11 protein-coding genes are annotated in these 15,048 nt (G+C 53.5%); 3 read left to right on the forward strand and 8 right to left on the reverse strand.

What is annotated here, in order from left to right; all coding sequences use genetic code 11:
• The first annotated feature begins 95 nt into the window (after positions 1–95).
• Together DID96_RS02590 and DID96_RS02595 are read left to right on the forward strand one after the other, a co-directional pair.
• Positions 96–1,274: a GNAT family N-acetyltransferase gene (locus DID96_RS02590; RefSeq protein WP_124597698.1), complete on the forward strand. Its 1,179-nt coding sequence runs from the start codon at positions 96–98 to the stop codon at positions 1,272–1,274.
• Positions 1,275–1,330: 56 nt separating this feature from the next.
• Positions 1,331–1,927: a GIY-YIG nuclease family protein gene (locus DID96_RS02595; RefSeq protein WP_124597699.1), complete on the forward strand. Its 597-nt coding sequence runs from the start codon at positions 1,331–1,333 to the stop codon at positions 1,925–1,927.
• A gap of 123 nt (positions 1,928–2,050) precedes the next feature.
• Here the strand turns inward: DID96_RS02595 and DID96_RS02600 are convergent, their stop codons facing one another.
• The 6 genes from DID96_RS02600 to DID96_RS02625 form a co-directional block, all read right to left on the reverse strand.
• A complete protein-coding gene (locus tag DID96_RS02600; RefSeq protein WP_124597700.1) occupies positions 2,051–2,566 on the reverse strand; it encodes a hypothetical protein in 516 nt (171 codons plus the stop codon).
• Positions 2,535–4,640: a hypothetical protein gene (locus DID96_RS02605; RefSeq protein WP_124597701.1), complete on the reverse strand. Its 2,106-nt coding sequence runs from the start codon at positions 4,638–4,640 to the stop codon at positions 2,535–2,537. Before DID96_RS02605 ends, DID96_RS02600 begins: the two co-directional genes overlap by 32 nt.
• Positions 4,637–6,238 (reverse strand): site-specific integrase, encoded by a 1,602-nt coding sequence (locus tag DID96_RS02610; RefSeq protein ID WP_124597702.1) that lies wholly within the window; start codon positions 6,236–6,238, stop codon positions 4,637–4,639. Before DID96_RS02610 ends, DID96_RS02605 begins: the two co-directional genes overlap by 4 nt.
• Positions 6,235–7,215, reverse strand: a complete 981-nt coding sequence (locus DID96_RS02615; RefSeq protein ID WP_185732157.1) for a site-specific integrase — start codon at positions 7,213–7,215, stop codon at positions 6,235–6,237. Before DID96_RS02615 ends, DID96_RS02610 begins: the two co-directional genes overlap by 4 nt.
• A gap of 1,260 nt (positions 7,216–8,475) precedes the next feature.
• Positions 8,476–9,348 carry a hypothetical protein gene (locus tag DID96_RS02620; protein WP_124597704.1) on the reverse strand — a complete coding sequence of 291 codons (873 nt, stop codon included), beginning with the start codon at positions 9,346–9,348 and terminating at the stop codon, positions 8,476–8,478.
• On the reverse strand, positions 9,341–11,008 hold the full coding sequence (locus DID96_RS02625) for an AAA family ATPase (RefSeq protein WP_124597705.1): 1,668 nt from the start codon (positions 11,006–11,008) through the stop codon (positions 9,341–9,343). Before DID96_RS02625 ends, DID96_RS02620 begins: the two co-directional genes overlap by 8 nt.
• A 190-nt stretch (positions 11,009–11,198) precedes the next feature.
• Between DID96_RS02625 and DID96_RS02630 the strand changes: the two genes are divergently transcribed.
• Positions 11,199–13,226 carry an AAA family ATPase gene (locus DID96_RS02630; protein WP_124597706.1) on the forward strand — a complete coding sequence of 676 codons (2,028 nt, stop codon included), beginning with the start codon at positions 11,199–11,201 and terminating at the stop codon, positions 13,224–13,226.
• A gap of 157 nt (positions 13,227–13,383) precedes the next feature.
• Here DID96_RS02630 and DID96_RS02635 read toward each other — a convergent pair whose 3' ends face one another.
• Entirely contained in the window at positions 13,384–13,941 is a 558-nt protein-coding gene (locus DID96_RS02635) for a hypothetical protein (RefSeq protein ID WP_124597707.1), read from the reverse strand.
• On the reverse strand, positions 13,919–14,653 hold the full coding sequence (locus DID96_RS02640) for a hypothetical protein (RefSeq protein WP_124597708.1): 735 nt from the start codon (positions 14,651–14,653) through the stop codon (positions 13,919–13,921). Before DID96_RS02640 ends, DID96_RS02635 begins: the two co-directional genes overlap by 23 nt.
• Positions 14,654–15,048: the final 395 nt, after the last annotated feature.

A 15,048-nucleotide genomic window follows, 5' to 3' on the forward strand; every position in this document is an offset into this window, starting at 1 on the left:
GCGGCGCGCGGTGAACGGCTGATGAAATTGCTCCGGGGGCGTGCCGCGGCAGGCGGCGCGCGGCCGGCGGCATCCAACGGAACGGACTCACACGGTTGAAACACGAACGCATCGATTATCGCACGGGCATTCTGACGTCCCCGGCCGAAGTGTCGGCCGACGAATGGAATGCGCTGCTCGGACGCGACGCGCGCCCGACGCCGTTCCTGCGCCACGAATTCCTCGACGCGCTGCATGTTGCGCGATGCGCGGTAGAAGAGACCGGCTGGTCGCCGCGCTTCGTCACGCTGACCGACGAGCGCACGGGCCGGCTCGCGGCCGCCGCGCCCGTCTACCTGAAGAGCCATTCGTACGGCGAATACGTGTTCGACTGGGCGTGGGCGGACGCCTACCAGCGCAATGGCGTGCCGTATTACCCGAAGCTGCTGTGCGCGGTGCCGTTCACGCCCGTGCAGGGCACCCGCGTGCTCGCGGCCGACGACGATGCGCGCCGCCGCCTCGCGGCCACGCTGCTCGCGCTCGCCGAGCAAAGCGACGTGTCGTCGCTGCATGTGCTGTTCCCGACCGAAGACGAAGCGCAGCTGTTCGACTCGATGGGGATGATGCTGCGCGAGGGCGTGCAGTTCCACTGGGTCAACGACGGCTATCGCCACTTCGACGACTTCCTCGACACGCTCGAGCAGAAGAAGCGCAAGAACATCCGTGCGGAACGGCGCAAGGTGCGCGACGCGGGCGTGACGTTCCGGCGCATCGCCGGCGACGCGATCGGCGATGCGGACTGGCGCTTCTTCTCGCGCTGCTACCGGCAGACCTACCGCGACCACTATTCGAGCCCGTACCTGAACCTCGAGTTCTTCCGCACGATCGGCCAGACAATGCCGGAGAACTTGCTGCTCGTGATCGCCGAAGCCGACGGCAAGCCGATCGCGAGCGCGCTCGCCGTCTACCAGCGAGACGCGCGCGGCGGCGGCACGCTGTACGGCCGCTACTGGGGCGCGGTCGAGCACGTGCCGTGCCTGCATTTCGAGACTGCGTACTATCAGCTGCTCGAGTTCTGCATCGAGGCCGGGCTCGATACGTTCGAAGGCGGCGCGCAAGGCGAGCACAAGCTTGCACGCGGCTTCCTGCCGACCGTCACGCATTCCGCGCACTGGCTCGCGCATCCGGCGTTCTCGGATGCGGTGTCGCGCTTTCTCGAACGCGAGACGGACCACATCCATGCGTATGTCGACGAACTGCGCGATCACAATCCGTTCAAGCGGGAAGCGGACTAGCGCGCGGTGCGCGCGCTTTCTGAGACACTGGCGGCTTCGCGTTCCGCCACCCTGTCATGCCCTGGTTCCTGTATCTGATCGAATGCGCCGACGGCAGCGTCTACACCGGCATCACGACCGATGTGGCCGCGCGTTTCAACGAGCACGCGGCCGGCAAGGGCGCGCGCTACACGCGCTCGCGCAAGCCGCGCGCGGTGCTCGCGTCGTTCCCGGTCGCGGACCGGTCGAGCGCGTTGCGCGCCGAATATCGGGTCAAGCAGCTGACGGCAGCGCAGAAGCGCGAGCTGGCTGCGGGCATCAGGACGTTCGAATCGGTATTGCCGGTGGTGGTAGCAGTCGCAGACGACGCCGGTGACGATGGCGGACAAAAGACCGTGCCGGCCCGCGCATCGCGCAAGCGCGCGCCGAAGCGAGACGTAACGGCAACGGACGCCGTCGCGGTCGATACGGCCGCCCTGAACGGCGCCGCACCGAAACGCGGTCGCGCCACGGCCAACCGATTGCCAACCCGCACGGGCCCGGCCGCAATGACGACGTCGAAGGCGCGCGCGCGCCCGACCGCGAAGAGCCAGCCGACTCGCCGCAGCACGCCCGCGCCCACCTCCACGCCGCAGAAAACCACCCGCTCAAAACAAAACCGCGCGGCCTCTTGACGAGGCTCGCGCGGTTTTTCGCTTCGAACGGACCGGCCATTGCGGCCGGTGCGCCGCCAACTTCCGCTTAGTACTTCTCAGCCGGGAGAAATATCCGAAAGATTCGCATAGCACCATGTTTTTTCACGTCTTTTCGTCCGTATCAGAGTTTTCGTCACGCTCGCGAATCTTTCGCTTTCCGCGCTCCACTGCTGGCCGAGTCGCTGCAGTTGCCGTCCGGTAGGATGCCCGCGCACCGCGCAGCGTTGCCAGCGTCTCCCCGGTATGCCGACGGCCTGCCGACGAGATAGGTGCAAACAATATTTGGGGGTCGATTCCAAGTTCATCCGCATTGTGAATTACACGTTGCCACATTGTTTGCCACTCATCCTCGGCTGCCTGCAACCGCTCATTCTCAACCTTCAACCTTGCAAACTCATCTTGCACCGAGTCCAGACGGTCTCGAAATCGATTTACACAACCTCTCTGTCGGGTTTTCGCAGCGTCAAAAGCTTCCCGAATCGAAACTTTTGCCGCAAGTGCTGGCCGACTAAAATTCGTCAACTTTTCAATGTTCGACCAGTTTAAAGGTGTTCTTGGCCTCTTAACTTCCCATTCTTCTAGAATGTCAATCGCGGCGCGGATGTCCACTTCGGTCATCTTCCGATTCGGCCTGATTCGCCTCCCATTTTTTTTCGCACGTTCGTTCATCGCAGCCCCTCTTTTCCAAGTGTGTCAAAGCATCGCGGTATGTTTGTAATTTTTTAATTTGGTGCTCAAGTGCGGATGATGCGTTATACAAGCTCTTCTTCACATTCTTCGTCAGCACCTCTATTTGAATCACCGTAATTTCTATTGCAAAAGTAAGAAACTCCCTCTTCTCAAGCTGCGAATCAAGCAGCAAGTCCTCGCAACCAGAGTCGCAGTCATAGTGCAACGAGCAAGACGCCTGCGAGAAATCTCGCGTACACATTCCAAATGGAGTAAGGTGAATCGTTCGAACACGAGCCTCGAGATAAGCCTCGGCCATTTTTTTGGGAGCCTTCCCGAGCGCCTCAGGAAGTTTTCCCTTGAAGCGCGGAGTCATTATCAGAGGCCTGATTTCATTTGCGCGTTCGTAAGCCGTTTTGCTCTGATAATTAGCATTCTGACTCTGCTTGCGCCCAAACCATTCGGCTTGAGCGAGTTCAGATAACCCTCCTTTCTCGAGCAAGTCATTGATGAAACGGCGCAAGCCATGCATCTCCGTTTCAATAGGTATACCATCATCACCAGCAATCCCATAGTCATCAAACCCAGAGCGAGTGTATTTTCGGCTGCAGAGAAAATCCGCAAGCACGAAAGGCTCCAATGGAATGACTGCATAACGGAGCTTCGTATTACTTCCTCTCCTCAACTCATTCGGAAACGTTATTCCGACTATTTCCGATAGGTAAACCGGTGAGCCGCTTTGCTGACGCAAAACCGGAGTCTTCAGCACCTCCCTCGCAAGCGCCACATAGAGGTCGCGTCCCCGGACGAGATGCGCGTGGCCCCTCATTCCAATCGGCTCGACCTGGCGTGCTTTGCAGAAATCGCGCCCCGATTTCCCCAGCTCAAAATATAGCTCGACCTCTTTATATGTCAAACTCTCGGGCAAAGGCACTGGCAGATGCGGTTGAAATCCATTATCCTCAATCTTCTTTGCAATATCTCTCGCCTCAGAGGTAAGTTCAGCGAGCTCTTCGAATATGTCTTGAACGAGCTCAATCCAAATTGTTGGCACCACCTTCCTGTTAAGGCCCATGTACACCAACTCCTTCCCACCCACCCCTACCTCACTTATAACTGGGCAATTTCCCTCCGGACCTCGTCTCTTTAAGCGAAAATAACACAGAAACAAAGTCCCTTCAGAGTCTTTCCGGAGAGCGTTAATTGGAAGCGTCAAAACTTCGCGACTTCGCAACCCAAAAATAACCGCAAGAGAACAAAGACAAACAAGGAATCTATCGCGCTTATTTTCACGCGGAATATTCTGATAGAGTTCGCCGATTGCCCGCACAACATCTTTCGAAGCAAATCTCGCGGATTTCACCGACTGACTGCTTGCATCCGGATTCGCAAGTTCGTCTACTGTGTCCATTCCTTCCGCCGAAATACGTGTCCGGAAGTTCAATCTCGTCTTCGTCAGTCCATTTTCGTCAAGGAACTTTGAAAATCCCTCGATGGCTATTGCACGAACATACGCAGTACTATGAGCATAATCATTCAGCAACCTCTCCGCGGTTTCGAAGTGCTTCCTCGTTATCAGTTCGACCTCGTATCCCACGTCTTTCAACGCCGGCCCCAAAATTCTCAAAACATCAAAGTTCCGCCTCATCATTTGACGCCCCGTTCCATTGACGAACTGCAACAGCACAATATAGGCCTTGCCGAGCTCCATGAAAGAAAATGCACCGCTTATAGAAAAGTCATTCCCGGAGATTATGTCACTGAAGTTGAGCGAGACGACTTTCCTACGACCAATCTCCTCGTTATTGTCAACAGAGAAGGCATGATAATGTCCTTGAGTATCAAAGTTCGCACCGACGTCCCAGTCAGGCGCATCCCAATCACATACAAGCGGATTTACAGCCTTTGCCCTCTTTATTATTTCCACGAAATTTACATTTGGGTCGTTCGACACATTTGCGAGGAAACGTAGAGCATTGTCTTTCAATCGACGGCACTTCTTTGACATCTGCCCTTTCTTCATTTTTTATAATCCTTATGGGCGCACTGCTCTATAACATGAAGAATTCGTCGTTTCAAAACCATCAAATTTTCCACAGCATTTTTGAATCCCTCGACCAGAATGATACGAGCATCAACTTCAGCAAGTGCTCGATGGTGTGGACCTTCGAAAAACGGCTCGTGTTTTGGGCACCCATAACACGCAAGCGGAATATCAAGTTCACACGAAGCAGTCTTTCTGTTACACGCCCCGGACTCGTCATCGCCCGAGTTCCTACTAGGCATCTCGTCACCCCCCGGCGGCAAAACAATGACTCGAGAACTATTCTTTTCTTTTTCCCATTTTCGCTTCCGAACAGGCCGATTAAAGAAGCCAAGCAACTCCTTCCCTTCCCCTGCGAGAGCGTTATCAATAGCCTCCAGCATGTCAGAGCTATACGAATAATAAACCTCAACTGTTTTCGTATTTGAATGGTCTAACATATATGCCAACTCAGACCGAGACATGCCCATACGGGCACAGGAAGTACCAAGCGTGTATCGGAGCCTACGAGGCGTCAGATGAAGCAATTTATTTTCAACTCTCGACGGAACCTGTAGACGCGAAACAAAAGTGTGAAGCAATCCGCCATACTCACTTGAGTCCATTGACAACTCTGTGAGCGTAAAATCCACATCAGCATGCGGGATAGCTTTCAGATTCACAAATAGAGGTCGGGCCACACCTTTCCGTAGACCCAATTCATCGTTCGACCTAATCAAGGCTAATACAGACTCCATTACCTCGCGCTGACAATAGAGTTTCGCCGTCTTATGGCGCCCATGTCTGGTTCCAGCTTTTTTTATACGAGGCATGTCAACTAGCCAGCCCTCGTCTCCTTCCGACACGTTCCCGAGTACATTGTAAAAATGACCCTCGAGCAACAAACAATAGCTTCTCGGATTTCTTCCAAAAGCCATGCAGAGCCGCAAGGCCGCTCGTTCTTGGACGCTGCGGTGTTCCTGAGAAGTATCCGCTTCCAATGCAACATTCAGCGCGTGAATTTCCTGTAAACTCAACGGACCGACATCTGGGTCGAGACTGTGGACGTTGAGTCCAGTAGGGTTTTGCGGAATCGGTACTTTATAGAGTGTCAGACAAAATTCGGCACTAAAACCTTCATCCTGCCAATTGTCTGTGCAGTATGAGTACCATGAGCGAATACGCCAAAATCGCCACAATCTTTTCTCACTGCGCAACGCGTCAATTGTGTTGATAAGCCACTTCTCCACTAATGTCCTGAATTCGGCCGCACTCATTCCAAATGCGCTTTCCCACCACTGCTCAGGTACCTTGCGGATGCAATACGAAAAATCTATAAGGATGTTGGCCAAGTTTGAAGGTGAGTCGCTGCGTGCGTGATGAGCCACGTAATGTTGTATCGACCTCCGCAACGGCCCGTCGCCGATTGGAAGCGAAGACCAGTCAAGGAACACATAACGATGGTCATCATCGAATCTCCAAACATCTCCGTCTATCAGGACGCATCTTCCCGCCCTGTCGAGCAACGGGCCGACCACTGGCTCAATTTCTAACGTGGTTCTGAGATTTAATTCCCGCTGGATAGGCCAGTTCTTCATATCTTAAAAATATTCGATTGATGCTTTCGAGTGTTTTTAATTCTCGATTCTTCGGTGTTACGTTTGTTATAGGTATTCACGGTCATCTTACTTTTCCAACCATTGGCGCTCATCAGCATTGCAACTGTCTCACCTTCTGAGTGTCCTTCTTCAATCAGCATGGCCTCCAATCCAGTCGTAAATGTGTGTCGCCCTATATGCGGGTGGATTCGTATTCCCATTGGTTCGCTCAGACCAGCAAACACCTCGTTGATGCTGTATATACTTAAGGGCGCCCCATTTCGGCTGTTAACAAACAAATATGGATGCGTCAGAGCCTGCGGAGTAAGTGGTCTGATTTCTCGGATGTAATCTTCAATCGACTGCCATAGGCAAACATCTATCGGGATAGCCCTGGCGAGCGACTTGACAACAGGTTGTCGCAGCCGTGGGTCATCGGCATCATCGGGCCTCCGCATAACACGGATGAAGGGCTCATGCTTGACTAAAACAACGTCGTCGACACGCAGATTTCCCAACTCTCCCCGGCGTATTCCGCTTTTGAATAGCAAGTGAACCATTGTCTCGTTTCGACGTTTGCAGATGTATCCACGCCAAGGATTTACCGGAGATGATGGGGAACTGATTTCGAACAACCGCAGTTGCTCCTCCTCGCTAAGGGCAAACCTTTCTTCCGGGTCCTGCGAGCCAAGTCGCTGTGAGTCTAAAAATCGCTGAAGGGAATCTACTTGTGCCCTGCAGCGAGTCACCTCGGCTGGGTTTCCGCCTCCCCCGACAACATAACCCTCCAGCGCCTGCACCATATAGTCTTCCAACGTCGCCAATCTGGAGTTAAATGTGTCATTTGATACGTAGAGTATTTTTGGGCTTCCACTCACCGAAAAGGAGCGAACTTTCAGCCATGGCAACAAGCTATTTCGAACTCTAGAAAGACTCGGGATTTGACCACTCTGCAAAATTTCCTCGAAATCTGGCATGCACGCGCGAACCCACCAAAATATGTGACAAAGTTGCCATGCAACCGTCACCAGCGTCGCAGCCGAGACTCGCACTCTTAAAGACAGGAGATATCTGTTTGGTTCCAAAAGAGGTAGTCGTGTATCTCGGAATATGAGGATTGGGAGTCGCTCCATACGACCATCGCTCACGGTCCGCCGCCTGTCATTTAGGGCAATTGGATTTCCCCCGTCGACCATAACCGCTCTGCATTTGGTATAGGTTACTCCACCAGGGACATCCATTTTTTCCGTAGCGTACATAGCCTGCCCCGCGCGGCGATTTCATGAACATTTTTTAAACAAACTACCCCATAAATTTACCAATATTCAAGAAAATCACTCAAACTAAAATTAATTTCTTCCGTGGCACTATTCTCATTCATTTTTTACTCCGTCGCCCACACCCCAAATAAGTGAAGGACTCAAGCAATCGCCCTCTATCCTTTTAACCAGAGCAGGATTCTCGACGAAGCCCCTCTCAGCACCAGCGGCTATATGCCCTTTGACCGCGCACTCTAGAATCAACATTTCAACTCGTGCTTGTACGGTAGAAAGATAAATCACCAACGCAGGCGAGCAGAGCACAATTGCCGGTTAGCGCTGACATGACTTGACGGAGAGTAAGACAGTGGCAGGCCTGTGGACTAGGCAAACTCGAAGAGAATCTGACTCCGTGATTTGACGCTTTCAAAACTGTCGCTGTCGTTGGGCAATACTGTCAGTTCATGTTTGCGAGCAATCACTTACCTGCAAACAGGCTCACCGCCGATAGGGAAGCGATGAGTCGAGCAGTCTGAACAACTTTTAGGGTGGGTGGATTTTTCTCAGAAATCACATAGAACACATCAATTTTTCTTTTCTGTGCAGTTGAATTCGACGAGGCTCAACCGCGCTGACCTGCATCGGCTTTTTCACCATCACCGCCATCCTCGATTGGCCCATGCTAGGGCCAACGGCTTCGGCAAGCCCTTCGCAGCGACCATCGGTTTGAAGACGTCGAGCATACAACTCGCCACCCCGAAGCAATAGCAAAGCCGAGAGTTTCGTGACGGTGACGAAGCACAATCATGGGACCTTCATGTGGAATCTGGTGTGACGACGGCCGTATAGCAATACCAATTGCTCGGCGAATTTCGACGCGCCGTGCCCCCTTACGTAGAGTGAGGCCGGGCCCGAAACCACCAGGTCAACTCCATACGTAGCCACAAGGTATGGCACTCGTTGGAATCGGCTTGCCCCTCACACCTCAACGAGTGGGCCATCTTGCAACCGCTCCGGCGCATTCAGTCGTTCAAACAGCCAAAGTGATACATCGGTGTCCAGAAGTCCCGCAACGAAGACAGAATTCCAATTGTTCTGCCCGCCATGCGATTCATCAGTCAGAGAGAGTTCCTCCGTGAGGATTTCGCGTAGTCGCTCCACACTCGCAGGTACCGCTCCCAATGCACGCACGGCGAGTTTCGGTTTCTGACAGAGCTGTACCCACTTGTCCTTAACATATTCCAGTATCGCCGAGGTTGATACAATTTTTTCAACGTGAAAGGCAACAGCGCTGTACCTTGGATGCTCACGTTCGAGCAAAATACGCAGGCTGATACGAGGAACCATTGCCAAGTCCTCGAATCGAGCGGCAATTAGTCTTTCTGCAAGACAGTCGTCGAAATATGGATGGAGAATTCGCTCTCCTTGGCCCGCCCCAATCACAGTCTGCCCTCGTCTCACATTGCATTTGCATGCCGGTATCAAATTCTGCGAAAAAATAGAAAACGCAGCGTAGTTCTCTTTGGGCAAGAGGTGGTCGAGCGTGCCACGGTGCATTGACCCACACATCGGACAGACACGCTGTTCAGCATCAAGACGAAGCGTTGTGATGTAGTCGAGTACTGCCGGTGGGCTCGCATAGTGCTTCTTTAGATATCCCCCGACTTCCGCATTCAACGGGACGTGATGGACATGGAACGCGTCCCCACGGACGGCAATGTACTGCTCGTACCCGTCGTTGATTGATTGCACCGCGGCACGTAGGTGAGGAAAGCTGCTTAGGCGCTCGTTCTCTGCAAGCAGTTGCAGCGCCGCTGCGTCATCAACCTCGGGACGTGGGAGCTTATTCATGGCGCCCCCCCGACTCCAAAGCAAGCCGCAATGTGCCGAGCATCTCGGGTGACAGGTCGTTCTTGTAGTCCGAGTACAACTGCTCCCACGTTTGATAGCGCGCGAGCAGCCTCTTCTCAACTTCAGATGCCAGCTTTGACGGTTCATCCTCCCCGAACACGAAGTAGGAGATTGAACCGACGTCGGCGCCGAAAGTCTGTAGACGTAGAGGCTCGGTCACGACGTTACCGTCGCCATCTATCCTCAAAACGGTCACCTGCTCACGGAAAACTTCGCGTACGAAATATGCAGAGTGGGTTGCAATTACCGCTGCGGAGCCCGTCTGCGCGAGCATGTTATCTAGTACTGCTACGAAATGACTTATAAAATTGGGGTGTAGATGCGTTTCAGGTTCGTCCAGCAGCAGTAGCGACCCGTTTTCGATGTAAAGACTTGCTTGAGCTGCAAAGCGCAACAGGGAGATTTCACCGCTACTCAAGGGATATGTTTTTCGCTCGACGACGCGAACTGGGTCCTTTCCCAAATCGATGGATGCGAACACATCTAACAACGCGTCCTCGCTACCACTGCGATGTAAGGCCTCAAGAGGCATCGGGTCCCGCACTTTGTCTTTCGCCAACAGGGCAATCTGGTCCCAGTCGCTGATGGCCCGCACGGCACTGATGAAAATCCTCCAGCGAGAACTCTCGCCAATCGTCTCCTGAGAGCGCGCCACCTGCAAAACCGTATCCGCAACGCCTTCGCCTCGCCGCGTTTTCCCTCCGCGGTTCAGGGATAGGCGCTTGTACCACACCTTTGCATTCTTCCGGCGCTCGCTGGGAAAAGCCGATGCCGACTCGTTGGTCGGCGCGAACGCCAGCAAGCGATTCATCAGAACTCGGCTCTTTCCGTCCCCCTCACTTAAGTACCTACTACTACCGGATAGTGCCGCCTGCACAATCCGACTAAGTGTTTGACTCTTTCCCACGCCGTTCTTTCCAATGACCACAGCAATTCGTTTCGGGAGGTCTGCGTCGTGGTCGAACTGGAATTTGAGCTGATGTTTGTTCCCGCGACCAGGTAATTGGAAGCTCATCAGAATGTCCTTCGACATGCGTCGGAACTGCTCGGCTTCCAGTCCGCGCAAAATGCTTCCGGCGTTTTTGAACGCAAAAAATGACTCCGACGTGCGAACAAACGATTTCTGAAATACCTTCGTTTTTACAGCGAGTTTTGGAATGTTCGACTTTGGTTGGAGTTCCGTCAATGCGACGATATCCCTCAGAGCGATTAGCAATTTCTTCGCGGTTTCGATACCCATGCCGCCCACAACACGACGGTAGTCGCCCAAACTAGGCAACATCATGAAAAATTTCTGAGAATCGTCCGCAGCTATAGTGAATTCGCTCGAGTCTTGCAGCATATCGTCCAGCTTGCGAACGTCGTCTGGTTCATCCTGGGCCGACGTCACATAGCCAAGATGAGCACCGAGTACTGTCAGCCCCTCTGGCAAACTAACGTGAACTTCAACGAGCGTCCGGAAGCCGAAGTCGTTCCATTTATCGTTGCTCGGAACGACAAGTGCCGTGAAAAGTGGAATCGGCGAATCAAGTGACCGCGACCTTCCGAAAATGACTTTGAAGTCGGAGCTTGACTTTTCTTTTTGAATCGTTGTTGTCATATCTATTTATCATCGTTGTCGAACACTTACCCGTGGCCGCGACACCGTGACCCAGCCCGTGCGACCCGCACGACTGACGGGACCATGCGTTAGGCTAGCGATATCATTCTATGCGTTGCATGTCGAAGCATGTCCTTTTTCGGTGAAGCCGCTCAGGTAATATATAGGAACTGCGCAGCGGAGACCACGCATGAAACTAGATTCCTTTCGGGTACGAAACTATCGTTCCATCAACGACAGCGGGGACATCTCTGTTTCCCGCATCACCGCGCTCCTTGGGCGAAATGAAAGCGGCAAATCCAACCTGCTGCGGGCTCTCCATAGTCTGAACCCTGTTGATGGGTTCAAGGCACTGAGCCCGATAAAGGACTTTCCTCGTCATCGGAGACTCGAAGAGTGCACCGAGAGCACGGAAGTGCTCTCCACAACCTGGCTGTTGGAAGAGGAAGATAGAACCACGCTGCGAAAGATGATTCCCAGAGCGGCCGAAGTAAGGTCCGTGGTTATCACGCGCACCTACAACGGAACACAAAGAGCGGTAACCTTCCCTGAACTGGGCGATATCGTCTACGACGAAGGCGATATTCGAACTAAGTACAAAAAAGTTGCCGCCGGTGTCCGCGCACTGGCCGCGAAGCGAGAAAGCCCTACTGCACTCGAAGAGGCAGCAGACGCGTTCGAGGCAACCATGAGCCCGACCGACGAGCATGAAGCATGGTCGGCCTCTGCTATACAGGCAACGAAGGCTCTGAGAACGGCTCTCGCCAACGAGGACTCTGACCTGACGGACAAGCAGGAGGAGTTGCTCGCCGAACTGGAGACATTGGCTGAATCAATCAGGGACGACAATGCAAAACTGGGGGCAGCTGAAAAATGGGTCCTCGAAGCTCTTCCCAAGTTCATCTTTGTAGATGAATATCCGGAACTGGCCGGTCATCAGGACATTGCAGGCTACTTGCAAAGGAAGTCGAGTTCCCAGCTTACCGACGCTGACCGGAACTTCGAGAAGCTATGCAAAGTCGCTGGACTGAATCCTGCATCACTGCACCAACTCTTGGAGCAAAACGACCACGAAACTCGAAACCAACTGGTTAATCGAGCGGGCGCTGTCGTTACCTTGGAGATTCGGCGGCTTTGGAAGGATAGACCACTCAAAATTCGATTCAACCTCGACGCACGCTTCCTAGAGACAATGATTTCAGACCCGACGTCCACCTACGACGTCGAGGTCAATCTCAACGAGCGAAGCCGCGGCTTCCAGTGGTTTTTCGCGTTCTATGTGACGTTCTCGGCGGACACTGACGGAGGTCACGCTGAGAAAGCCGTACTTCTGCTGGATGAACCTGGTCTATATCTGCATGCAAAATCGCAGTCAGACTTGCTTCACCATTTTGAAGTTGACTTCAGCAACCAAATTCTTTACACGACGCACTCACCGTTTATGGTGCCAACGCAGGCGCTTGATTCGGTCCGCACCGTCAACATCTCCGAACAGGCTGGAACCACTGTCACCAACGACCCGAGTGGCGACGCGAGGACGCTGTTTCCGCTTCAAGCCGCTTTAGGCTACAACCTAGCTCAAAGCCTCTTCGTAGGTCCTAACAATCTTGTCGTAGAGGGCGTTACCGACTTCTGGATACTCAGCGCGGTCAGCGCTTACTTGGCGGACAAGGGCCGTACCGCGCTCAGCGCCGACCTCACCCTGACGCCCGCGGGCGGCGCACAAAAGGTCTCCTACATGGTCACCCTGTTGACATCGGAGGCACTTAACGTACTCGTGCTGCTCGACAGCGAAAAAGACGCCAAGGCAACGAAAGATGAATTGCTGCGTGCGAAGCTTATTCGTGACAAGAATGTCGTCTTTGTTGCGGAGGCAATTTCCCCTTCGCCCAACGAGGCCGATATCGAGGATTTGTTGGACCCGTCGGTCTACGAAGGCCTTGTGCGTGAGAGCTATAGCACCGAGCTGAAGAGCAAGGTGCTAACGCTGAACAACCATGTACCACGAATCGCGCGGCGCGTGGAGCAGGCCCTCGAGGGGCTCGGCATAGGCTTCCATAAAACGCGGCCGACACGCTTATTCCTTACGAAGGTGGCAACGGAGCCAGACAAGGTTCTAACGGAACAAAGCCTGAAGCAGTTCGAGGAGCTGTTCAAAATCGTCAACAGTCGCCTGCAGGCCCATGTAGAACGGAACGAGAGACCTTTCGGAAGCTGATATTCCGCTTGCCCCATTGCATCTATAAGGATGCAATGGGACTTCGAGCATCAACGACAAGATTTAGGGTCTCCCGTCGGGATTTATCAAAAAACCCGACGGAGACGCAGCAGGAAGGCATCGCACAGATGTACCTTCGAAGCACGCCAGATGCGCATCATTTGACCCAGACTGGAATGTGGTACCCCTTCCCATACGCATCATTCTCAACCCGTATACAAACGATGGTTTTTCCGGTTTTCAGTTGGCATGTTCCGACGTCGAGCCGGCCACCGTGGCTGTTGAGGGTATCAACGGTTTGCTGCAGGCTGGCCCTTTCCTTTTCGAGCTGACGAACCTCGTATGCAGTAATTCCATACCAAATCCCCATTGCAACCAACGTGGCAAGAATTGCGGGCAGAAATACAAAGAATGTCGCACTCTTCCTCGCACGTTGAAACGCATCTGCCGCTTCAGCTGCTTTCATGTTCGCGTCCGTCACTTTCTTGACGAACTCCGCGCGCACAGTTTCCAACGTGCTCGCAAGGTCCGCCTTGACGGTTTTAACGACATTCTCGCCTAACTCATGCCCCTGCTTTTCAAGCGCTCTCGATACGCGGTTCATTTCATCGATGGCTTCAGCCGTCAACTTCTGGTCGCGGATGGCGTGCTCTAGTAGGGTCCCAAGAGTATCGTAGAAAATTCTCTTGCGTTCAGCGGGAGAAGCTTGGTCCATCACGTTCCATTTCCCTCGTTAACGAAATACCTCGCGCCTTTGCCCTCACGGCATTCTCACGACGCTGTTCTATGTCTTTTGCCTGCATCCGCTCGAAGTACACCTCTCGGACCAGCCTATGGTTCAGCAGTAGGTCCCGAATATCGGCAACAGGCACATAGCGGATGCCATGTTCTTTGGTGTAGTTGACGATGAGACCGCCCGATGCTCCTTGCAGACCACCGTGGGAGACGGCAACCAAATTGATGTATTCCTCATAGGCGGCCCGCGTTTCTGCATCAATCTCCTTGGAAACAGCATCTAGAGCGGCAGCGTTCGTGAACTTCTCGATGGTTGTACCAACGACCCTCTTGTCTGCAAAGTCAAGGTAAGGAACGACACGCGATACTAAGCTCGCCGCTTCCTCGGATGTCTCGATGTACCAGTGAATCTCTCGTGAAATTGCCTGCATGTAGGCATCGTCGACCAATGTTCTCGACAATATTACGCGCTTGGTCGCCTCCTTTTCGGAGTCATTCTTGCTACGTTTGAACTCCAATAGCCGCGTGACACCAGCATTTGCGAACATGAGGTCGCCAAGCGCTCGGTCAATCGGCGTCTGCTGAAGCAAATTGATGCACATTGGCCGCACATCGGCTGTACTAACCTGACCGATGGCAAGCCCGAAGCTATAAAGAAAGTTACCAATCACAATGTTCTCGTATGGTTCCATCAGGCTCCCATGTCCAAAGTAGAGTTATACATATCGGCTACCGCCATTCGATTCTCGTTAGGAAAAATCCTACCTATGCAATCAGGTCAACGGCAGTACTACGTCTATTCTTTAGCCCCTTAGAGCGCGCAGACCAACTGCCAGTTGTGAGACGCAAGCTGCGCAGCAGCCTCTCGACAAGCTGCCAATGTTGGACAGACGGAGCCTTGTCCGCACCAACTTTCTCCACCGCCTCGCGGGGCTGCCTCAGTAATTTCCCGCGGAGCAGAGAAGCGCCTGGCCGTGATGTAACTGAGCAAACTGCCTTCCTCTAGGCGTGGCGTCACCGCATATTGCCCAGGCAAAGCTCGCAGCGTTACGCCTTGCTCCATTCATACCTTGTGTTCCATTCTGTC

The organism is Burkholderia sp. Bp8963 (assembly GCF_003854275.1).
In the GTDB taxonomy this organism is placed as follows: domain Bacteria; phylum Pseudomonadota; class Gammaproteobacteria; order Burkholderiales; family Burkholderiaceae; genus Burkholderia.

What these genes read in the sequence shown, in the direction of transcription:
- DID96_RS02605 (WP_124597701.1), bottom strand. Translation starts at nt 4,640, where the DNA reads ATGAAGAAAGGGCAGATGTCAAAGAAGTGCCGTCGATTGAAAGACAAT.
- DID96_RS02600 (WP_124597700.1), bottom strand. Translation starts at nt 2,566, where the DNA reads ATGACCGAAGTGGACATCCGCGCCGCGATTGACATTCTAGAAGAATGG.
- DID96_RS02630 (WP_124597706.1), top strand. Translation starts at nt 11,199, where the DNA reads ATGAAACTAGATTCCTTTCGGGTACGAAACTATCGTTCCATCAACGAC.
- DID96_RS02610 (WP_124597702.1), bottom strand. Translation starts at nt 6,238, where the DNA reads ATGAAGAACTGGCCTATCCAGCGGGAATTAAATCTCAGAACCACGTTA.
- DID96_RS02625 (WP_124597705.1), bottom strand. Translation starts at nt 11,008, where the DNA reads ATGACAACAACGATTCAAAAAGAAAAGTCAAGCTCCGACTTCAAAGTC.
- DID96_RS02640 (WP_124597708.1), bottom strand. Translation starts at nt 14,653, where the DNA reads ATGGAACCATACGAGAACATTGTGATTGGTAACTTTCTTTATAGCTTC.
- DID96_RS02615 (WP_185732157.1), bottom strand. Translation starts at nt 7,215, where the DNA reads ATGCCAGATTTCGAGGAAATTTTGCAGAGTGGTCAAATCCCGAGTCTT.
- DID96_RS02620 (WP_124597704.1), bottom strand. Translation starts at nt 9,348, where the DNA reads ATGAATAAGCTCCCACGTCCCGAGGTTGATGACGCAGCGGCGCTGCAA.
- DID96_RS02635 (WP_124597707.1), bottom strand. Translation starts at nt 13,941, where the DNA reads ATGGACCAAGCTTCTCCCGCTGAACGCAAGAGAATTTTCTACGATACT.
- DID96_RS02595 (WP_124597699.1), top strand. Translation starts at nt 1,331, where the DNA reads ATGCCCTGGTTCCTGTATCTGATCGAATGCGCCGACGGCAGCGTCTAC.